Source organism: Bifidobacterium simiiventris (assembly GCF_019331715.1).
GTDB lineage: Bacteria > Actinomycetota > Actinomycetes > Actinomycetales > Bifidobacteriaceae > Bifidobacterium > Bifidobacterium simiiventris.
In genome coordinates, this window is the sequence record NZ_JAHBBG010000001.1 from 515,556 (window position 1) to 534,885 (window position 19,330).

General features: G+C 61.6%; 21 protein-coding genes. 5 read left to right on the forward strand and 16 right to left on the reverse strand.

The annotated features are described in order from the left end of the window. Positions 1 to 26 precede the first annotated feature (26 nt). The 4 genes from KIH76_RS02115 to KIH76_RS02130 all read right to left on the reverse strand — a co-directional run bounded on the left by KIH76_RS02115 (position 27) and on the right by KIH76_RS02130 (position 3,493). On the reverse strand, positions 27 to 1,193 hold the full coding sequence (locus tag KIH76_RS02115) for an ABC transporter permease (RefSeq protein WP_219069045.1): 1,167 nt from the start codon (positions 1,191 to 1,193) through the stop codon (positions 27 to 29). Beyond that, a complete protein-coding gene (locus KIH76_RS02120; RefSeq protein WP_219069191.1) occupies positions 1,181 to 1,870 on the reverse strand; it encodes an ABC transporter ATP-binding protein in 690 nt (229 codons plus the stop codon). Before KIH76_RS02120 ends, KIH76_RS02115 begins: the two co-directional genes overlap by 13 nt. A gap of 47 nt (positions 1,871 to 1,917) precedes the next feature. Continuing rightward, positions 1,918 to 2,793, reverse strand: coding sequence for an efflux RND transporter periplasmic adaptor subunit (locus tag KIH76_RS02125; protein ID WP_219069047.1), 876 nt, complete (start codon positions 2,791 to 2,793; stop codon positions 1,918 to 1,920). A 157-nt stretch (positions 2,794 to 2,950) separates the two neighbouring features. Then, on the reverse strand, positions 2,951 to 3,493 hold the full coding sequence (locus tag KIH76_RS02130; RefSeq protein ID WP_219069049.1) for a hypothetical protein: 543 nt from the start codon (positions 3,491 to 3,493) through the stop codon (positions 2,951 to 2,953). A 198-nt stretch (positions 3,494 to 3,691) separates the two neighbouring features. On the opposite strand from KIH76_RS02130, the gene KIH76_RS02135 reads away from it, so the two are divergent. From KIH76_RS02135 to KIH76_RS02145, 3 genes are all read left to right on the forward strand, one after another. Next, positions 3,692 to 4,363, forward strand: coding sequence for a LuxR C-terminal-related transcriptional regulator (locus KIH76_RS02135; RefSeq protein ID WP_219069051.1), 672 nt, complete (start codon positions 3,692 to 3,694; stop codon positions 4,361 to 4,363). Then, positions 4,360 to 5,553 carry a sensor histidine kinase gene (locus tag KIH76_RS02140; protein WP_219069053.1) on the forward strand — a complete coding sequence of 398 codons (1,194 nt, stop codon included), beginning with the start codon at positions 4,360 to 4,362 and terminating at the stop codon, positions 5,551 to 5,553. The genes KIH76_RS02135 and KIH76_RS02140 overlap by 4 nt, the downstream gene beginning before the upstream one ends. A gap of 80 nt (positions 5,554 to 5,633) precedes the next feature. Continuing rightward, positions 5,634 to 5,882, forward strand: a complete 249-nt coding sequence (locus tag KIH76_RS02145; RefSeq protein ID WP_219069054.1) for a helix-turn-helix transcriptional regulator — start codon at positions 5,634 to 5,636, stop codon at positions 5,880 to 5,882. A 264-nt stretch (positions 5,883 to 6,146) separates the two neighbouring features. Here KIH76_RS02145 and KIH76_RS02150 read toward each other — a convergent pair whose 3' ends face one another. Further along, positions 6,147 to 6,548 carry an HI0074 family nucleotidyltransferase substrate-binding subunit gene (locus KIH76_RS02150; protein ID WP_219069056.1) on the reverse strand — a complete coding sequence of 134 codons (402 nt, stop codon included), beginning with the start codon at positions 6,546 to 6,548 and terminating at the stop codon, positions 6,147 to 6,149. Further along, positions 6,535 to 6,822 carry a nucleotidyltransferase family protein gene (locus KIH76_RS02155; RefSeq protein WP_219069192.1) on the reverse strand — a complete coding sequence of 96 codons (288 nt, stop codon included), beginning with the start codon at positions 6,820 to 6,822 and terminating at the stop codon, positions 6,535 to 6,537. Before KIH76_RS02155 ends, KIH76_RS02150 begins: the two co-directional genes overlap by 14 nt. Positions 6,823 to 6,930: 108 nt before the next feature. Here KIH76_RS02155 and KIH76_RS02160 point away from each other — a divergent pair, with 108 nt between their 5' ends. Continuing rightward, positions 6,931 to 7,494: an ATP-binding cassette domain-containing protein gene (locus KIH76_RS02160; RefSeq protein ID WP_338023533.1), complete on the forward strand. Its 564-nt coding sequence runs from the start codon at positions 6,931 to 6,933 to the stop codon at positions 7,492 to 7,494. A 214-nt stretch (positions 7,495 to 7,708) separates the two neighbouring features. On the opposite strand, the gene KIH76_RS02165 is transcribed toward KIH76_RS02160, so the two are convergent. From KIH76_RS02165 to KIH76_RS11670, 10 genes are all read right to left on the reverse strand, one after another. After that, a complete protein-coding gene (locus KIH76_RS02165; RefSeq protein WP_219069060.1) occupies positions 7,709 to 8,539 on the reverse strand; it encodes an amino acid ABC transporter ATP-binding protein in 831 nt (276 codons plus the stop codon). A 22-nt stretch (positions 8,540 to 8,561) separates the two neighbouring features. Then, positions 8,562 to 9,545, reverse strand: a complete 984-nt coding sequence (locus tag KIH76_RS02170) for an amino acid ABC transporter permease (protein WP_214374206.1) — start codon at positions 9,543 to 9,545, stop codon at positions 8,562 to 8,564. A gap of 301 nt (positions 9,546 to 9,846) precedes the next feature. Then, the gene (locus tag KIH76_RS02175; protein WP_420829241.1) at positions 9,847 to 10,779 is read right to left on the reverse strand and encodes an ABC transporter substrate-binding protein; all 933 of its coding nucleotides are present in this window, start codon (positions 10,777 to 10,779) and stop codon (positions 9,847 to 9,849) included. A gap of 253 nt (positions 10,780 to 11,032) precedes the next feature. Then, a complete protein-coding gene (locus tag KIH76_RS02180) occupies positions 11,033 to 11,989 on the reverse strand; it encodes an ABC transporter substrate-binding protein (protein ID WP_214374205.1) in 957 nt (318 codons plus the stop codon). A 135-nt stretch (positions 11,990 to 12,124) separates the two neighbouring features. After that, positions 12,125 to 12,604 carry an SsrA-binding protein SmpB gene (gene smpB, locus KIH76_RS02185; RefSeq protein WP_214374204.1) on the reverse strand — a complete coding sequence of 160 codons (480 nt, stop codon included), beginning with the start codon at positions 12,602 to 12,604 and terminating at the stop codon, positions 12,125 to 12,127. 119 nt (positions 12,605 to 12,723) lie between these two features. After that, positions 12,724 to 14,163, reverse strand: a complete 1,440-nt coding sequence (locus KIH76_RS02190) for a CHAP domain-containing protein (protein WP_214374203.1) — start codon at positions 14,161 to 14,163, stop codon at positions 12,724 to 12,726. A gap of 109 nt (positions 14,164 to 14,272) precedes the next feature. Further along, positions 14,273 to 15,196 carry a permease-like cell division protein FtsX gene (ftsX, locus tag KIH76_RS02195; protein ID WP_214374202.1) on the reverse strand — a complete coding sequence of 308 codons (924 nt, stop codon included), beginning with the start codon at positions 15,194 to 15,196 and terminating at the stop codon, positions 14,273 to 14,275. After that, complete coding sequence (ftsE, locus tag KIH76_RS02200) at positions 15,193 to 16,659, reverse strand: cell division ATP-binding protein FtsE (RefSeq protein WP_214374201.1); 1,467 nt, start codon at positions 16,657 to 16,659, stop codon at positions 15,193 to 15,195. Before ftsE ends, ftsX begins: the two co-directional genes overlap by 4 nt. A gap of 82 nt (positions 16,660 to 16,741) precedes the next feature. Continuing rightward, the gene (gene prfB / locus KIH76_RS02205) at positions 16,742 to 17,869 is read right to left on the reverse strand and encodes a peptide chain release factor 2 (RefSeq protein ID WP_214374200.1); all 1,128 of its coding nucleotides are present in this window, start codon (positions 17,867 to 17,869) and stop codon (positions 16,742 to 16,744) included. Between the two features lie 112 nt (positions 17,870 to 17,981). Further along, positions 17,982 to 18,113, reverse strand: coding sequence for a hypothetical protein (locus KIH76_RS11670; RefSeq protein WP_338023534.1), 132 nt, complete (start codon positions 18,111 to 18,113; stop codon positions 17,982 to 17,984). Positions 18,114 to 18,201: 88 nt separating this feature from the next. Here KIH76_RS11670 and dapD point away from each other — a divergent pair, with 88 nt between their 5' ends. Next, on the forward strand, positions 18,202 to 19,221 hold the full coding sequence (dapD, locus tag KIH76_RS02210) for a 2,3,4,5-tetrahydropyridine-2,6-dicarboxylate N-succinyltransferase (RefSeq protein WP_219069062.1): 1,020 nt from the start codon (positions 18,202 to 18,204) through the stop codon (positions 19,219 to 19,221). Positions 19,222 to 19,330 lie beyond the last annotated feature (109 nt).

The following is a 19,330-nucleotide window of genomic DNA, read 5'->3' on the forward strand; positions in this document are numbered from 1 at the left end:
TCGGGTCGCGTTGTCACCGCAACTTATCACCGCAACGCCAACGCGGGTTGCAGGCGGGCGGCTTTAATGGCCGGTGCCAGCGAGCCGAACAATGACGTCGCACAGGCGGCCAGGCATGCGGCGAGCGCGGCATCCGTCGGATACCGCGATGGTTCCAGCGGCACGTCCAGCGTGAGCAAAGGCGGAACGACTGCGACGAGCACGGCCGATATGGCGATGCCGATTGCGGCGACCAATATGCCGAGCAGCAGCGACGAGCCGACCACCAATACGGCGATGGCGGTTCGCGTGGCACCGAGCGCTCGGCGAATGAGCAGTTCACGGGAACGCTGTTCGATGCCGGACAGGCCGATGTTCACCAATCCGATGGCCGAGACCAACAGCAACAGCAATGCGGTGATCTCGGTGCCGACTTGCAGGAACAGCAATACCGAAGCATACGATTGCGCGCCGTCGACGCGAGACCATCCCGCCGCGACGCCGCCGATGGTATCGGCAAGCATATCGTTCAGGGCACCGACCACTTGTCGATCATCCAACTCGTCGCCATGCCAATATACCAACAACGATTGCGGACTCCACAGTTGCGGCGCGAACGTTGCAAGGCTCGCGGCGTTTACGTACAGTCTGGCATCACTTGCTCCATCGTTGGCAACGCCGTTGATACGGGCGGAGACCTGTTGTGCGGAGCCGCGCATCCCGATCACCATCATGCCATCGTGCCGTCCGATCAGATTCGACGCGGCACGATTGGCAACGACCTCGACCGGAGCGAACCCGTCCGCGTCGGTGAGCCAACCGCCATCCACATTCATCGGGAATACGGCGAGCCTCTGGGCATCGGTCAATATGAACTCCGCGTGCATATCCGCGGACATGCCGTTCGACTCGGCACGAACCGTCAAATCGTCCTGCTGGTAGGCGACGCTCATCGCGCCGTCCGGGAATGCGGCCAAAGCATCCATGAGCGCAAGATCGGCGTTCGCGTTCCCCGGATCGGTGCCGTTGATCGTGGCGCACCATGTAGGTTCACGACCGTTCATCCTCGCATGCACCGCTTGAAGATAATCCGTTCCCAACGTGCCGATCAGTACCGAAGCGATCAGGGCGAGAATGCCGATCAGCATGGATATCGCGGTGAGCGCCGTACGCAACGGCGTGAGACGCAGATCGTTGACGATCATGCCGAGCATCGCAACCCTCCTTGGCTCATGTGCAGCACACGTTCGCATCGTGCGGCGAGTCGCGGGTCATGAGTGACAAGAATCAACGTGGTACCGTGATCGCGTATCTGGTGAAACAGCATGTCGGCCACCATACGTCCGGTGACCGTGTCCAAGGCACCGGTCGGTTCATCGCAGATCACCAGATCGGGGTTCGCGACCAACGCCCGGGCAATCGCCACACGTTGCTGCTCGCCGCCCGAAAGCCGCGAAGGCCTATCCTTGGCACGATCCCGCAGACCGACTTCGGCCAATCTGCGCATGGCGATCCGTCGTTGCGCCAAACGTCTCGCACGCCCTTGGTATTGCAACGGAAGCGCCACGTTCTCCCACACGTTCAGATGATCGATCAGCGAGTAGTTCTGGAAGACAAAACCGATATGCCCGTTGCGTAGTTTCGCGCGCCGCGCGTCCGAGCAACGTGACATGTCCTCACCGGCGAAGCGCAGTTCACCGGTGAAGTCGACGTTGAGCAGCCCGATGATCGACGCAAGGCTGGTTTTTCCTGAGCCGGATGCCCCGACGATCGCCGTGGAGGTGCCGCGTTGGAACGTCGCCGTCACATCGTCTACGGTGATCAGTCTGCCGCCTCGTGGCAAACGTATGCCTGCGCTCACGTGGTCAAGCGAGATCAGCGGCTCCGACATCGTTTGGAGACGATGTTCGTCGGATGAAACGCCGCACACGTTCACGGTCATGATCCGACCGACTGAGGGACGAGATTCGGCGCTGCCGCGGATACCTCATCCCCCTCCCGCAATCCGGACATGATGATGATCGAAGTGCCGTCCGAGGCTCCCAAGGTCACTTTGACCTTCTCGAAACCGTCGTCGGTTTTCTTCAACACTTCGCCCGAACCGCTCCGCCCGGCCACGGCCGTGATCGGCACGATCAGCGATCGCTCGGTCTGCGGTGCCCGTAATACGGTGGTGACGCTTTGCCCAGTGCGCGCGGACACGTCTTTGGGGAACAGGCACTGCATGGTCGATGACGACGATTGAGGCACCAACGAGGACCCCGCCGCACCATCATCCCCAGATTGCGTCGCGTCGGAGGAATCGTCGCCGCCGGCGATGGTTCCGGCTCCGATCGCAACGACGTTTCTGGCATCATCGTCGTCCGGAATCACGGCGGCGATGCCGTTCGTCGCGCCATCCGCGGTATCGTCTGCCGAAAACGCAGCCACGGATGTTTCCACGACGGCCAAGCAGTCCGTCGGCCCCTGGCCGTCGCGTATCTGGAACCGCCCCCGCAACACGGTGTCGATCCCCACGGTTTTCAGCAGCGCCGAAGCATCCACGGTGGACGACATGCCGGTATATCGGATGGAGAACACCGGATAGTGCGCGGCGACGTCATTGGCGTCGGCCACGGCCTCGACCACTCCATCTACGGGCGATGCGATCCTGGTTCCTCCGACCCAGCCGAGCACGGCATCCGCCGTCACATAGGCGCCAAGTTCCACGGTTGGGCGGAACCAGCCGCGCACAGGGGCGATGACCGTGAATGCAGCGGCGGAACGCACCACGTCGGTGAATGAGGCGACCGGAACCAGTGCTCCTTTGGTCACACTCACCGTCCGGATCTCCGGAGCGGACGTATCGATCTGTGCGGATGAGCCGACCGGTACGGACGAGCATCCGCATAATGCGATCGCGAGTGCTCCTGCACCCGCTATCGCACCCATTCCTCGATTCATGACGTTCACCGGATCATCACCGCCATCATCAGGAATCCTGCCGAGCGAGGATACTCAGGCATGCACCCGCATCGAAATTTTGCTTCAGCCCCGACATATCACCCAGTTCGGCCGCGTCGAGCGCATTGACGAAGCGACGATCCGGGTCCTCGACATGGGCTTGGTACCAGTCCGTATCGAGCACCCGCCGCAATTCGGCGATGGATGTCTGAGCCTGTTGCGGGTCGGATTGCACATGGTCCAGAACATCCTTCTCCACCGAGCACATCCAGAAAAAGTACGCCTGGCTTGCCCCGCTGCCCCGCTCATACAGCACCGGATCGCCGTTCTCGTCGGTACTGCCGGTTTTGGTCATATCCTGCGGAAAGCGATCCCCGTTCTTCAGTTCGAACGGAAAGGACGACACGGTCTTCCGATACTCCTGATTGGCCTTGTCCCAATTCATAAAACGAGAATCGGGCTCGGAACCACCGTCAATCGCAGCCATTCCACCTGACGGCGCGCAGCCGGACAACGTAACGAGCAAGATTAATCCGGCCGCAGCCAATGGCATCATGCCTGATTTACGCATATGCATTCCCGCCGTTCAGATATGCAACGTGCCGGACCAATATGATTTGCATGCCGTATTATCTTGTCCCATACGTCCATACTTGTTGTTCCTTTCCTCTTTGAAGTGGTATGCTGGCAACGTCTTGCAAACGTTGTCTATATCGTATGGATATGCGAATTCCGTTCGCAATCTTTCATAGTCCAAAGGATGACATCAATGATGACCACATCACCGCAGACAACGCATTCGATTGCAATAGTCGATAATGACGTGCTTTCGATTCACGCTCTCGCATCGCTTCTCGGACGAACCGGATCATTCGGCATTCTGTGGACCGAACGCAACGGACAGTCCGCGCTCGAACATGTTCGACGTTCCGTCGCCGGCATGAGGCCACTGCCCGAACTCATATTGGTGGATATGTCGATGAAAGGTTTATCCGGAATCGATCTATGTGAAGCGCTGCGTTATGAAAATGGCAGGATAATACTGCTCGGCATCACATCGTACGAGCCATCAGCATATTACGACGAGGCACGGCGCGTTGGAATGCAGGGAGTGATGCCAAAAGAAAAAATCGGACGGCTGGAAAACGTCATGACGGCACTGCTCGAAGCGGATCCGACATTCGGTGCTCAATTCGATGACCCGCATACCGCGCATCTTCGTTTGACGTCAACCGGCAAACCATTCGTATTGTTATTATCCGCGCGTGAAAAAGACATCCTTTCGCTCAGCTCACAAGGATATTCCTCCGAACAAATCGCACATTCTTTGGGAATCACGGCGTCGACCGTCAAAACTCATATCGCCCATGCCGTACATAAATTAGGCGTCGGCAGCAAACGAGAAGCAATCGCCCTATGGTCACGGAAAGTACATGCATGACACGAATACCGAATATCATGACATCGGCATTACAGCGGTATCAGCACAACCAAACTCTTGCCATACTATGCACGATAGTCACGGGATACTCACTGCTGCAATTCTCAATCATGAAGCCTGAAAACATCTGGCAGTGGTCGGTTGCCATCATCCAGTCGCTGACGTTAATGACACTGCCGTGTATTCCGGTAATCAGCGGCTATGCCGAAATAACACTATTTGCGATTCTTCTCGCAAGCCCATCATCATATGGGCGGTCCATTCTCGAGATAGGGGTGTGTTTCGTCCTTGGATTATTCGCATATATCGGCAGACCACGGCATATCATATTCCCCGTCGTGCTCGCGGCCTGCACCCTGCTATGGCACAATTATCTATTGTTCAGGCAATGGACAACGTTCTCCTTGATGAATATGGGACTCACATTCATATTCGCTGCCATGTCATACGTTTTCGGGTTCATTCTTCACGTCCATGAGGAAAATGAGCGGCTTGCAATACGACAGCGGCAACAGGACATCGAATACCACCATATTCGGCAAGCCGAACAGCAGCTTCTCTTGGCCCGCGACCTGCATGACTCAATAACGGGAGATTTGACGGGAATCATATTGCTGGCGCAACAGAATATCGACGACGGTACGACGCAGGATCCTCGTTTGACCGATATCATGCATCTCAGCGAGCATGCGTTACGCAACATTCGCACCATGATAAGCACGCTCAGCGAAACGACCCATGCCGATCATCCAGCGTCAAAACATGCATGGACCGACATTCGTCGATCCATAGGAGAAGGGCAAGAGAATCTTAAAAGACACGGATTCACCGGTCATATCGATATCAGCGTAGACGCATCTCCATGCATTGAAGATGCAACGGGCACTGAAATAGTGCATTTAATTACCGAAATATTCGCCAATATTCTTCGCCACGGTTCAGCCGAATCAAACTATTACATGATAGTCACGGAAAACGATGACGCTGTTACCATCACACAGACCAACACCGTCAAGGAAAAGATGGTGTCTAATCTGCCAGCTTCCGGAGAAGGGCTACGCATGCATCATATGATAATCACATCCCTTGGAGGCGAATTACGGTTTAACAGCGAAGATAATGAATGGACTTTATATGCTCTCATTCCATTACATCATGGCTCATATCCACGCAAAAACATAGACGAATAACCGTCAAACGTATCTGTCTGATTGGAAAACCGCTGCAATAACTTCTGACAGGAGTAACGCCAGAGAAAGCAAGCATGATTATGAGCACGACGAAAGAAGAATCGGACGGTATCTACCCTCAGATCGGACAGGCGCTGGTACGGGCGCGCAAGGAATCGGGACTGACGCAGGACCAGCTGGCGGAACGGTCGCGGGTGTCGCGCATCACCATCGCGCGCATCGAAAACGCGCGCATCAACCCGTCGTTCAAAACGCTCGAAGCGCTGGCTCACGGCATGGGCCGCACCCTCACCATCGATTTCACGCCCGCCGACGACATAACTGATTAGCATTTCGGTTCGGCGTGGCAAAACGGATAGACTATAGCAAAAACACCACGCCGACAGGCATCCCAGCGAAGCAATCAGGCGAAGAACTAGCCGTTTTGCAACGCTGGGACAGCCAAGCGTGGCGAAATGAACAGACCGTTGCAAAAGCACCACGCCGACAGAGGTCTCAGCGGGGCAATACGGCAACGGACTAACCAATCTGCCACGCTGAGAGATGGCCGTGAGAGAGATGGCCGTGCCAAGAGACAGCCAGGCTAAGAGCACCTATTCGGTCAGCATTGCACCGTATCGCTCGACCAGCCCTTGATCCACACGCTCGAATTCGGGAATATAGTCGGCGATGATCGCATCCACCAAGCGCAACGCCTTGTCCGCGTCGTAGATATGCGCCGAATCGTTGCGGTCTCGTAGCATGCGCAACCATGTCGTCTCATCCACGAAGTCGTAATACTGGAACGCGGTTTTCAACACGTCGCGGGGCGAGCCGAAGGTCGACACCGGATCACCTTCGTATGCGAGCAGCGCATTGAACAGCTTCCAGCCGAGTTCGAACTGCAACTCAAACTTGTCGATCACGCCGCTCTGCACGAACTCATTGCTGAGGTCCTGGTCGGGAGCCTGACGCAACGAACGCAGGGCAGAGGCGTAGTTCTCATACTTTTTCATAGAGGACCTTTCCGGTCGTCGCGATTTCGTCGCGCAGTTCGTCGGTGATCGGCTCATCCAGATTGATCACGTCGATTTTGAGCAGCGACCACAGGTCATCCTGCAACCGCCGGTACAAACGATCGAAATCGGGACATCCGGCGATCGCGATGTCGATGTCGCTTTTCGGGCGCGCGGCACCCTTGGCCCGCGAGCCGAACAGCACGACCTTCGCAGCTCCCGCGGCGACGGCGAACTCTACGATCTGTCGATACACGTCCTCAATCGGAATCATGGTCATCTCCTTGCCGTTGCCGTCGGCTCCCATTGTAAAACATCGAAAACAACAGCCCCCCCCCCGCGGCGTACCATGAGGCGCGTGAGTGCTGTAGGTATGCGGAATGTGTTGGGGAATGTGGGCGCGCAGCTGCGCGATGCCACTGTCACGACCGCGTTGGGGCGACTCGGCGCGACCAGCATGACGTTTCAGGACTTCACCCGACTAGAGGTCACCGTACGCGAGTTCATCGACCCGACCGGGCGGAAAACGGACCGGCAACTCTGGGACGGACTTGCCCGCGCCCGCGCCGACACCTATATCGCCGGCCAGCCGAACGGACTGGACACCCAGCTCGGCGCGCAATGGGGCGGCATCGGCCTGTCCGGTGGCCAATGGCAACGCCTCGCGTTGGCACGCACGTTCCTGTCCGACCAGCCGCTGTGGATACTGGACGAGCCGACCGCCGCGGTGGACGCGACTGCCGAAGCCGCGATCTACCACGACCTGACCGAGAACCGGCCGAAAGACACCACCGTGATCGTCATCAGCCACCGACCGCACGTGCTGGCCCATATGGACCGGATCGTCGTGCTTGATCGCGGCCGCATCGCCGAAACCGGTACGTACGACCAGCTCATCGCGGGTCACGGCATGTTCAGCCGACTGGCGCACGACAGTCTGGAGTAAGTGGTTTTTGATTGGTATCGTGCTGCCGCACGATGCTGTGTTGTTGGCGGCGCTGGCGCGCCGCAGTACCCCAACCCGCCCGGCCTGCGCCGGGCACCCTCCCCTGAGAGGGGAGGGAATGTTCTCAATCCTCGGACCATCAACGAAATCGCCCGTGGACAGTTCAATGAACTATCCACGGGCGATGGGCACCGAGGTAAATTTGACAGCCTTCTTACAGCACGTGCTGTAAGAAGTCCTTGAAGCGGGGTTCGGTGGGGTGGTCGATGATGTCGGGGCCGCCTTGTTCGACGACCACGCCGCCGTCCATGAAGACGACCTGATCGGCGACCTCGCGGGCGAAGCCGATCTCATGCGTGACGACGATCATCGTCATGCCCTCCTTGGCGAGCGAGAGCATCACGTTGAGCACTTCGCCGACCAGTTCCGGGTCGAGCGCCGAGGTCGGCTCGTCGAACAGCATGATCTCGGGCTTCATGGCGAGCGCACGCGCGATGGCGACACGCTGCTGCTGGCCGCCGGACAGTTCGGACGGGTAGTAGTCGAGCCGCTCCCCCAAGCCGACGCGCTGCAGCTCAGCGACGGCGAGTTCGCGCGCCTCGGCCTTGTTCATGTGCTTGACGTGCACGGGCGCTTCCATCACGTTTTCGATGGCGGTCATGTGCGGGAACAGGTTGAACCGCTGGAACACCATGCCAAGCTTGGAACGCTGCGCGGCGACGGCCTTGTCGTCCAAGGTCTGCCAGATCTCGCGGCCGTCGGCATCGGTGCGACCGGTTCGCTTGTAGCGGATCAGTTCGCCGTCGACTTCGATCTCGCCGCCAGTCAGCGTCTCAAGCTGGTTGATCAGGCGCAGGAACGTGGACTTGCCCGAGCCGGAGGGGCCGAGGATTACGGTGACGGTGCCGGGCATGACGGTCATGTCGACGCCCTTCAACACGTGCAGCGAGCCGAACGCCTTGTGCACGCCGGTGGCCTTGACGGCCGGAACGACACCGGCGGTGGAGGCCACAGAAGCCGCGGAAGTCGTAATGTTGTCAGTCATCTTCAATGCCACTCCCCTCGGCTCACGCGGTCATGCCGGTGAATCCGGCCTCGTTGATCTTGTTCACGTCGTCCTTCGGCTCGCCTTCGGTCTTGCCCGGCAGCGGCGGCTGCTTGCCGCGCGTGCCCATCGCGCGCGCGTCGAAGCCCTTGCCGAAGTGCTTTTCGATGCGCGACTGGATGACCATGAGGATCGATGTGATGAGCAGGTACCAGAAGCAGGCCACGAGCAGCAGCGGAATCGGCTTGTAGATGCGGTTCGCGATCGCGCCGGTGGCGAACTGCAGTTCGAGCGTGAACGGGACGGCGGTGACGAGCGACGTGGTCTTGAGCATGCCGATCGTCTCGTTGCCGGTAGGCGGGATGATGATGCGCATGGCCTGCGGCAGGATGATGCGGCGCATGATGAGCGAACGCTTCATGCCGAGGGCCTGCGCGGCCTCGGTCTGGCCCGGGTCGACCGCCTCAAGGCCGGCGCGCACGATTTCGGACAGGTATGCGGCCTCGTTCAGGGCCAGGCCGATCCATGCGGCGTTGAACGCGGTGATCACATCCTGCGAGTTCACGCTCCAGAACGCGATGTCGGTGAACGGGATACCGAGGCTGAGCTTGGGCACGAGCACGGCGAACAGGCCCCAGAACACGAGCTGCGTGTACACAGGGGTGCCGCGGAAGAACCAGATGAAGAACCAGCTGACGCCGCGCAGCACCGGGTTGATGGACTTGCGCATGATGGCGAGGATGATCGACAGGATGATCGCGACGACCATCGAGATGACGGTCAGTTCGAGCGTGTACCGAATGCCTTCGAGCACGTTCTCGTTGAACAGGTACTTCCAGACGGTCGGCCAGTCGAGCCGCGGATTGGTGATCATGCCCTGGATGAGCATCGCCGCGAGCAGCGCGACGATCACGGCGGCCACGATCGGGCCGGGACGGCGCACGGGCAGCGCGTCGATGCGGTTCGGGATGTTCAGTCCGTCGCCGTCAGCTTGTTTCTTCGCCATATGTATATCAGTCCTTATGTAATATCTCGGCTCCCTCGGCTGAGGGACGTTGCTGTGAAGCAAACGCGGGAGCGTTTGCCAGCAACGTGCGAGCCGTGAGGCGAGCTAGTAAATAGCCAGCCGGAGGCTGGTCCGCAATTGCAGGATGCTGTCAACGTAGCTGACTGGGGGAGGGTCAAAGCCATTGCCTCTTAGTCCCACTTCGCTGATTAAGGGGCAATCAAAAGCAAAACCCTCTTCTCTCCCTCAGTCAGCCTGCGGCTGACAGCTCCCTCATCAGAGGGAGCCGAGTAATAGAGGTTTACGCCAGATCGGTGGGGTTGATCTCGGCCTTGTCGAGCGCACCGGATTCGACGCCCCAGTGCTTGAGGATCTTGCCGTACGTACCGTCGTCCATGAGCTGCTGCATGGCGGCCTGCACGAACTTGTCCATCTCCTCGTCGCCCTTCTTGATCGCGACGCCCTGCTTCGCGGTGCCCTCGACCTCGCCGAGCATCTCCAGCTCGCCGCCGGTCTGGCTGATCGCGTAGCCGCCGACCGGCGAATCCGCGTAGAACACGTCGGCCTTGCCGGTCACCACGCTGGTGGCCGCATCGGTCTGCAGCTTGGTGGAGAGCACCTCGACCGCATCCTTGCCGTCGGCCTTGCACTGCTCGGCGGCCTTGTTGGCCTCCTCTTCCTGCACGGTGCCGGTCTGCACGGCGATCTTCAGGCCGCACAGCTGCGCGGAGTCGACCTTGTTCGGGTTGCCCTTCTTGACGACCCAGCTCGAGCCGGCACGGTAGTAGCTCACGAAGTCGACGGCCTCGAGACGTTCCGTGGTGATCGTCATCGCGGTGATGCCGAGATCGTACTTGGATCCGACGGACGGGACGATCGAATCGAACGTGGACGAGACGATGTCGGTCTTGACGCCGGCAAGCTTGCCGATCGCGGTGGCGATGTCGACGTCGTAGCCGACCGGGGTCTTGCCGTCCTCGGCGAGGAATTCGGCCGGCGCATACGACAGTTCCATGCCGACGGTCAGCTTGCCCGCGCTCTTGACCGCGGACGGCAGCAGCGCGGCGACGTCGTCGTTGGTCTTGACGCCGCTCAGGTCGTAGCCCTCGGTGGTGTTGGTCGCGTTGCCGTCCGCATCGGTGGCGGTGTCGGTGGTGCCGCAGGCCGCCGTGGCGAACAGCATGGCGGCGCTCAGCGCGAGCGCGGCGGCGGTTTTGAGGTTCTTGAACATCATGGTTCCTCTCTGTGTTCTCTCGGTTCTCGATGTGTTTACCGAGTATACAGAGAGGACAGGTTTTTCCTGTTACGAATGATGCCGCGGTTATTTCGATCAGACGAGGCACACTCACCATTGTCATGTCGACCGAGCGAAGCGAGCGGAGAAATCTTCCGGAAGCCAGCCTCCTTAAAGATTTCTCGACTCGGCTTCGCCTCGCTCGAAATGACAGGGGGTAACAGTCACTCCAGTCGAAACGACACGTTCTCGATCACACGGTCGGGTTGATCTCGGCCTTGTCTATCGCGCCGGACTTGACGCCCCACGCGTCGAGGATCTTGCCGTACGTGCCGTCGTCCATCAGCTTCTGGATGGCTTTCTGCACGGCTTCGGCGGTCGCCGAATCGCCCTTCTTGATCGCCACGGCCTCCGGCGTCACGCCGGTGTCGTCGCCGAGCGTCTCCAGCGTGTCGCCGGTCTGCGAGATCGCGTATCCGGCGACCGGCGAGTCGGCGTAGAAGATCGACGCCTTGCCGGACGCCACGGCGGTGGTCACGTCGGTCTGCAGCTTGGACGACTGGATGTCGATCGCGTCCTTGCCGTCGGCCTTGCACTGCTCGTTGGCCTTGTTGACCTCTTCCTCCTGCGTGGTGCCGGTCTGCACGGCGACCTTCACGCCGCACAGGTTCGCGGTGTCGACCTTGTCGGGATTGCCCTTGCGCACGACCCACGTGGAGCCGGCCTTGAAGTAGGTGACGAAGTCGACGGCCTCCATGCGTTCCGGCGTGACCGTGAACGAGGAGATGCCGATGTCGTATTTGCTGCCGACCGACGGGATGATCGAGTCGAACGTGGACGAGACGGTCGTCTCTTTGAGACCGAACACGGCGGCCAGCGCCTTGGACAGGTCAACATCGAAGCCGACGGCGGTCTTGCCGTCCTCGGCGAGGAATTCGGCCGGCGCGTACGAGGTGTCGGTGCCGACGGTGAGCGTGCCGTCGCCGGCCACCGAGTCGGGCAGCAGCGAGGCGATCGCGTCGTCCTTCTTGATGGAGCTCGTGTCAAAGCCCTGCGTGGTCGACGAACCGGAGTCCTTGGAGTCGTTGCCGGACGCGCTGTTGCCGCCGGTATCGGTGGTGCCGCAGGCCGCGGCGGCAAAGATCATGGCCGCACTCAACGTGGCGGCCGCGATGGAACGGATCGAACGTATTCCCTTGCTGTAAGACATTGGATTTCCTCTCTCAGACATGTCGACCGGCGGGTATGTTTCCGGCTAATTCGAGAGAGTACGTTTCCGATGCTACGGTATCGTAAACCGAACACGGATTGTCCACTGTATGGACAATCCGATCATCCACCCGCCTTACCGGGCGCGCATGTTCTTGTAGCGCATGACGCGCAGCGCCTCGCGCTTGTCCTGCTCCTCGCGCAGGGCCTGGCGCTTGTCGTATTCCTTCTTGCCTCGCGCCAGCGCGATTTCGGCCTTGACGCGCCCGTCCTTGAAGTACAGGCTGATCGGGATGATCGTGTAGCCCTTCGCCTCGGACTGGCGGGAGAGCTTGACGATCTCGCGTTCGTGCAGCAGCAGCTTGCGCTTGCGCTTTGGGGCATGGTTGTTCCACGTGCCGTTCAAATATTCCGGGATGTTCGCGCCTTCGAGCCACATCTCGCCGCGGCGGTCGATGGAGACGAACGCCTCCGCCAGCGACGCGCGTCCTTCGCGCAACGACTTGACCTCCGTGCCGGTGAGCACGAGCCCTGCCTCGTAATGGTCCTCGATCAGGTAATCGTGCCGGGCCTTCTTGTTCTGCACGATCAGCTTCGTGCCGGTTTCCTTGGCCATCGTCCCCTCCTTTCGTCATGCAACGCAACAGATCAGAATATCACAGCATACGCGAAGGGGCTTCCTCTCGGAAAGCCCCACGCGACGCGAACGACAAACGGCAAGATGCCGCCAGCAGTTCAGTGCACAAACCAGTACTGGCCGGAGTTGGTCAGCACGCGGCTGTGCATCATGTACAGGCCGCCCCAGTTCATTTCGGAGATGAGGAACGTGCCGTCGGAATACACGGCCTCGACCACGGCGACATGGCCGTACGTGCCGTCGGAACCGTCCTGTCCGGGAAGGAACGACAGCGCCGCTCCGACCTGCGGTGTACGGTCCACGCGCAGGCCATACGAGGGCGCGGTAGCCCACCATTCGCCGCCGTTGCCCAGATAGGACGGCGTGCCGATGCCCATTTCCTTGCGGCGGTTGTAGGCGTACCACGTGCACTGGCCGGCCGCGTAGGCGTTGCCGCTGTCGCCGTTGCTGGTGCCTTGGCCGCTGGACGAGGTGCCGGCGGATGACGAGGAACCGGATGACGACGAGCTGTTGTTGGTCGTGCCGCCCGTATTGGTGGAGGTACCGGCATTGGTCGTGCCGCCGGTCGAACCACCCGTCGACGGCGTGACATCCACGGACGGGGTGACGTTCGGATCGGTGGTGCCCTGTTCGCCGCTGCTCGGCTGCTGCGCGGCCGCGGCCTGCTCCGCCGCGTACTGCTCGTTGAGCGCGTCGATGCGGGACTGGGTCAGCACTTGGCTGGCGGCCTCCTTGGCCGCGCTGTCCTCAAGCTGGTCCTGCAGGCTTTCGAGTTCGGACCTCTTGGCCTCGCCGCTCACGCGCAGCGCCTCAAGTGAGTCGCGCTTGGCCTTCGCGTCGGCGGCTGCGGCCTGGGCCGTGGCCACCGCGTCGTCGGCCTTGACCTTGAGCTGGGCGATGGTAGTTTCGATGGCGGCCAGTCGTTCGCTGCGGTTCATCGACGTGTTCAAGGTGACGGCCGCGTCGGACGCCGCGTTCGACTCGGTGCGCGAGAGCGCGTCTCGCGTCTGCATCGAGTTGACGAATTCCTTGGTGCTGGTCGATCCGGTGACCACGCTCATCACGTCGGACGCGTTCGAGCCGTGCATGGAGTCGCGCGCCATCTGGGCCACGGCCGCGTGCGCGTCGTCGTAGTCCTCACCGGTCTTCGCGATCTCGGCCTCGAGCGTCTGCTTGTCCTTTTGCGCGGCGGCGAGGCGTGCGGCCAGCGCGTCGGCCTCCTGCTGCGCCTGGGCCGCGGCGTCGTTGGCCTTGGTCACGGCGTCCTGCGCGGCCGGGATCGTCGTGTTGGTCAGCTTGTCGAGTTCTACGATCTTGTCGGCCAGTTCGCTGTTGACGCCGGCCAGACGCGAGCGCAGTTCGGCTTCGCGGTCGGCGCTGGCCTGCTGTTCGGCCTGTGCGTCGAGCAGGTCGCTGTACGTGTCGGCGGATGCGATCGGCACCACCGATCCGCTGAGCGCCGCGATCCCCATCGTCAGGCACAATGCCGTCGCCGACATCATCGCGATCGCCGGTCTACCCGCTCGTCTACGCACCATCAACGTATCCTTTCGTCACAAACAGTGCTCACCATAACATACGAATCTGTGTATGCGCTGGGCCGTTCGCGCCCGGCTCGTGACCTATCTCACGGGCGCGCGAAACGTCTCATGCCTTGAGATAGCGGCGCAGCGAGATCATCGACGCAACCATCGACAGCAGGATCGCGCCGGCCACAAGGAACGGCGAGATCATGAGCACGGTCATCTGGTCGACATACGGGATCCACGTGACCGACTGCGCGAGCCAGCCGGTGATGAACGTGCGCACGATCACCGACAGCATCACGCACGACAGTACGGAGCCGACCAGCGACGCGACCGTGCCTTCGAGGATGAACGGCAGCCGGATCGTCCAGTTGGACGCGCCGACCAGCCGCATGATCTCCGTCTCCTTGCTGCGCGATGCCGCCGACATGCGGATCGTGGTCGCGGTCAGCAGGATCGCGACGAGCACCATCACCGCGGCGAGCACCGCCGTCACCACGGTGGCCCGGTTGAGCACGGCGAACACCGGCTCGAAGATCTGCCGCTGGTCGGAGACCTCCTCCACGCCGTCCTGGCTGGAAAGCACTTCGGCGACGACCTGGTACTTCTCCGGATTCTTGAGCTTGAGCCACAACGAATCCTGCATGTCGTCGGCGGTGAGCGTACGGCCCTGATACTCACCGTTCGGATACTGCTTGAGGAACGTGTTCTTATAGAACTCGTCCTTGGACATGTAGGTGATCTTGGAGACCACGTCGGGCAGTTCGTCGCGGATCTTCTGCTGGAGCGCGGTGATTTCGGACGCGCTCGGCGACTTGCCGGACGCGCAATTGGCGGACTGGCTGGTGCCGTCCGGGCATAGCCACACGACGACCTCGACCTGGTCATACCAGCCGGACTTCGCCTTGGTGATCTGCGCCTGCGTGAGCACGGACGCGCCGATGAACAGGAACGAGATGAACGTGACGAGCATGACCGACAACAGCATCGGCACGTTGCGCCTGAGGCTCGTCCAGGTTTCGGACAGGATGAACCGCACTCTCATCGGGTTTCCTCCTTGCTGTCGCCGTCGTTTGCGCGGCCGGTCTGATTCGCGTGATTCGTTTGGGTCGCCGGATCGGATGCGGCGCGGGCGTGCGGCGGGGCCGGCGGCGCGGGCGGCATCGGCGGAAGCGGCACGTCGGGCAGATCGGTCGACGGTTCACGGTCGTCGTGTTTCACGGATTGTTTCACAGGCTGTTCCACAGGCTGCGCGAAAGCCGGCGCAGGTGCCGGCGGCTCCGTGGCGGCGCCGGCTGCCGGAATGGTCTCCGCAACAGCCGACGGCTCGGATGCCTGACGGAGCGCGTCGGCAGCGCCGGCATCGTCCCCAGACCGATCCGAATCGCCGGTCTGGGGACGGGCGGATCCATCTGCCCGTTCGGAACCGACACCGGACTCGGCGTCCCCCTCGCCCGCGTCGGCCTTCGCGGCCTCCTGCTGGGCCGCATACTCTTCGAGCCTGAGTCCCTTGCCCCACGTCAGCGTCGTCTCGACCGGCGCGAACACCTCGCCGTAGCGGCCGGTGCGCCCTGAATGCACGGAGTTGGCGAGCCGGGCGATGCCCTCGTCGGTCTCGTCGCTGTTGATCACCTCGGAAACATGTTCGACGACGCGTTCGGCCTGCTGGGAACGTGTGCCAGTCGTCTCGTCGATCGTCACCGCAGGAACGGACGCCGGCTGCGCGGAACCGGCCACGACAGCCTGCGACTGCTGCGCGTCGGTCATGCCGAGCGCTTGCTTGGACTTGGATTCGACATCGGCGTCGGGGAAGAACAGCGCGGAATCGTAGGAGCCCTGCCGTTCGTCGCGTACGATCTGGCCGGCATGCAGTTCGACGACGCGCTTGCGCATCGAATTGACGATCTCCTCGTTGTGCGTGGCCATGACGATCGTGGTACCGGTACGGTTGATCGCGTCGAGCACCTCCATGATGCCGAGCGACGTGGTCGGATCGAGATTGCCGGTCGGCTCGTCGGCGAGCAGGATCTGCGGATGGTTGACGTAGGCGCGAGCGATGGTGACGCGCTGCTGCTCGCCGCCTGACAGCTCGTGCGGATAGCTGTTCTCCTTGCCCGTGAGCCCCACGGTCTCGAGCACCTTCGGCACGAGCGACTTGATGGTCGAACGGCGCGTGCCGATCACCTCGAGCGCGAACGCGACGTTCTGCCAGACGGTCTTGTTGTTGAGCAGCTTGTAATCCTGGAAGATGAAGCCGATCGAGCGGCGATACTGCGGCACCTGACGGTTGGTGAGGCGGCGCAGGTCGTTGCCGGCGACGTGGATCTCGCCGCCCGTGGCCTCCTCTTCGCGCAGCAGGAGACTGAGCAGCGTGGTCTTGCCGGAGCCGGACGCGCCGACGAGGAAGACGAAATCACCCCGGTCGATGTGCAGATTGACGTCGTCCAGCGCGGGCCTCGTGCCGCGCGGATAGATCTTGCTCACATGATCCAACGAGATGAGTGCCATGATCTTCCTTTGTTATATATGTGTGATGGCTCGCAATACCATCTTGGTTCCCTTGCCGGCCGGCAAGGGAACCAAGAACGAGTTACTCGGCCTCGGCCGCCGCGGCGCGACGCTGCTCGTGACGCCAGCGGATGCCGGCCTCGATGAACGCGTCGATGTCGCCGTCGAACACGGCCTGCGTCTGGCTCGTCTCGTAGCCAGTGCGCAGATCCTTGACCATCTGGTACGGGTGTAGCACGTAGGAGCGCATCTGATCACCCCAGCTGGCCTTGATGTCGCCGGCGATCTCCTTCTTCTTCTTGGCCTCTTCCTCATGGCGCAGCACGAGCAGTCGGGACTGGAGCACGGCCATGGCGGCGGCGCGGTTCTGGATCTGCGAGCGCTCGTCCTGCATGGTCACGACGATGCCGGTCGGAAGGTGGGTGATGCGCACCGCGGAATACGTGGTGTTCACGCCCTGGCCGCCGGGGCCGGAGGAGCAGTACGTGTCGATGCGGATGTCGGTGTCCGGGATGTCGATGTGGTCGGTCGCCTCGACGAGCGGGACGACCTCGACCGCGGCGAAGCTGGTCTGGCGGCGGCCCTGGTTGTCGAACGGGGAGATGCGCACGAGACGGTGCGTGCCGCCCTCGACCGACAGGCGGCCGAACGCGTACGGCGCGTCCACCTGGAAGGTAGCGGACTTGATGCCGGCCTCTTCCGCGTACGAGGTATCCATCACCTTGGCCTTGTAGCCGTGGCGCTCGGCCCAGCGCAGGTACATGCGCAGCAGCATCTGCGCGAAGTCGGCCGCGTCCACGCCGCCCGCGCCGGAGCGGATCGTCACGACCGCGGAACGCTCGTCGTATTCGCCGTCGAGCAGCGTCTGGATCTCCATGTCGTCGAGATCCTTCTGGATCGACTCGACTTCGGTCTTCGCCTCGGCGAGCGAATCGGCGTCCTCCATCTCCTGGCCGAGCTCGACGAGCGTCTCCACGTCGTCGATGCGCTGGCTTGCGGAGTTCAGACGGCGCAACTGGGCCTGCGCGGCCGACAGCCGGCTCGTGATCTTCTGCGCGTTCTCCGGGTCGTCCCACAGGCCAGGCTCGGCCGCCTGCGTTTCGAGATCCTTGATGTCGGCCTTGAGCCGGTCGACGTCGAGTGCCTTGGCGATGGACTCGTACTTGGCGCGAGCGTCGCCGATTGCTTGGGAATAATCAAATTCTGCCATCGTATACCACCATATGTGTCGTTGCTGATGTATCCGGTCGTTTTCCTAGGTGCGCACAATATATGCATGAAAAACGCATATCCCTCGTTGGGCATGCGCGGGCAAAGGTGCGTCAAAGACCGGCGTAGATAGCCGGGATGACAAGGCTGAGCAGCATGGCGGCAGCGACGACGATGCACACCGCGCGCATGATGTTGCGACGGCGGCGTTCGCGCTGCTCCCGTTCAGTCTTGTAATCGTTCACAGTCCGCCATTGTAACGACTCGCCCGGATTTATGACGCGCACGAATTAAGCTGGAGGCATTATCACATGATCTGATAAGGAGCACTCAATGGCAAACGAACGCACCGCATGGGGTTGGGGCCTGGCCTCGGTGGACGCGGCCGGCGCGACGCTGGACGTCTGGTATCCGAAGCTCGAGCTGGGCGCGGCGCCCGCCGAAGCCGACCGTCCGAACCACGGGTTCGGCACACTGGTCCACGACACGGCCGACGCGCGCGGCGTGCGCCGCATCCCGGTGTTCACCGTCGGCGACCTCGACGCGCCGATCGCCGACGCCGCCGACGCCTACCTGCGCTTGCACCTGCTGTCGCAGCGTCTCGCCAAGCCGAACACGCTGAACCTCGACGGCATCTTCGCACGACTCACCAACGTGGTGTGGACGAACTACGGCCCGTTCGCGGTCGAGGACTTCGCGCTGCGCAAGATCGACGTCGAATCCGCGGCGATCACCGCAGCCGACGCGTTCGCCGCCCAGGTCGGGCTGCCGACCGCCGCTCCGGCCGCGATGGTCACCGTCCTCGCGCTCGACAAGATCCCGCGCATGATCGACTACGTCACCCCGACCGGCGTGCGCATCGGCGACGCGGACCGCGTGCGTCTCGGCGCACATCTGGCCGAAGGCACCACCGTCATGCACGCAGGATTCGTGAACTTCAATGCGGGCACGCTCGGCGTCTCCATGGTCGAAGGCCGTGTCTCGCAGGGCGTGGTCGTCGGCAACGGCTCCGACATCGGCGGCGGCGCGTCCATCATGGGCACCCTGTCCGGCGGCGGCAAGCTGCGCAATTCGATCGGCGAGCACTCCCTGCTCGGCGCGAACGCGGGCATCGGCATCTCGCTGGGCGACAACTGCGTCGTCGAGGCGGGCCTGTACATCACCGCCGGCACCAAGGTCACCGTCTACGACAAGGCCAAGGTCGCCGCGGGCGAGCCGCTCGACGTCGTCAAGGGCGCGGACCTGTCCGGCAAAGACAACATCCTGTTCATCCGCAACTCGGTGTCCGGCCGCATCGAGGCCCGCTACCGCAAGACCGGAATAGAACTCAACGAAAAGCTGCATAAGAACTGAATGGTGAATAACGGAGCATATACCGCCTAGGGACGAAAACGGCACGATGATGCGTGCGGTATCAAGACGCACCGAGGGAAGGCGCACTGCAGTGCGTCGACCGAGGAGC

Bases quoted from the DNA above. Each gene is read 5' to 3' on its own strand.
- KIH76_RS02115 (WP_219069045.1), bottom strand. From the start codon at position 1,193: ATGCTCGGCATGATCGTCAACGATCTGCGTCTCACGCCGTTGCGTACG.
- KIH76_RS02120 (WP_219069191.1), bottom strand. From the start codon at position 1,870: ATGTCGGAGCCGCTGATCTCGCTTGACCACGTGAGCGCAGGCATACGT.
- KIH76_RS02130 (WP_219069049.1), bottom strand. From the start codon at position 3,493: ATGCGTAAATCAGGCATGATGCCATTGGCTGCGGCCGGATTAATCTTG.
- KIH76_RS02135 (WP_219069051.1), top strand. From the start codon at position 3,692: ATGATGACCACATCACCGCAGACAACGCATTCGATTGCAATAGTCGAT.
- KIH76_RS02140 (WP_219069053.1), top strand. From the start codon at position 4,360: ATGACACGAATACCGAATATCATGACATCGGCATTACAGCGGTATCAG.
- KIH76_RS02145 (WP_219069054.1), top strand. From the start codon at position 5,634: ATGAGCACGACGAAAGAAGAATCGGACGGTATCTACCCTCAGATCGGA.
- KIH76_RS02150 (WP_219069056.1), bottom strand. From the start codon at position 6,548: ATGAAAAAGTATGAGAACTACGCCTCTGCCCTGCGTTCGTTGCGTCAG.
- KIH76_RS02155 (WP_219069192.1), bottom strand. From the start codon at position 6,822: ATGATTCCGATTGAGGACGTGTATCGACAGATCGTAGAGTTCGCCGTC.
- KIH76_RS02165 (WP_219069060.1), bottom strand. From the start codon at position 8,539: ATGACTGACAACATTACGACTTCCGCGGCTTCTGTGGCCTCCACCGCC.
- KIH76_RS02170 (WP_214374206.1), bottom strand. From the start codon at position 9,545: ATGGCGAAGAAACAAGCTGACGGCGACGGACTGAACATCCCGAACCGC.
- KIH76_RS02175 (WP_420829241.1), bottom strand. From the start codon at position 10,779: ATGATGTTCAAGAACCTCAAAACCGCCGCCGCGCTCGCGCTGAGCGCC.
- KIH76_RS02180 (WP_214374205.1), bottom strand. From the start codon at position 11,989: ATGTCTTACAGCAAGGGAATACGTTCGATCCGTTCCATCGCGGCCGCC.
- smpB (WP_214374204.1), bottom strand. From the start codon at position 12,604: ATGGCCAAGGAAACCGGCACGAAGCTGATCGTGCAGAACAAGAAGGCC.
- KIH76_RS02190 (WP_214374203.1), bottom strand. From the start codon at position 14,163: ATGGTGCGTAGACGAGCGGGTAGACCGGCGATCGCGATGATGTCGGCG.
- ftsX (WP_214374202.1), bottom strand. From the start codon at position 15,196: ATGAGAGTGCGGTTCATCCTGTCCGAAACCTGGACGAGCCTCAGGCGC.
- ftsE (WP_214374201.1), bottom strand. From the start codon at position 16,659: ATGGCACTCATCTCGTTGGATCATGTGAGCAAGATCTATCCGCGCGGC.
- prfB (WP_214374200.1), bottom strand. From the start codon at position 17,869: ATGGCAGAATTTGATTATTCCCAAGCAATCGGCGACGCTCGCGCCAAG.
- dapD (WP_219069062.1), top strand. From the start codon at position 18,202: ATGGCAAACGAACGCACCGCATGGGGTTGGGGCCTGGCCTCGGTGGAC.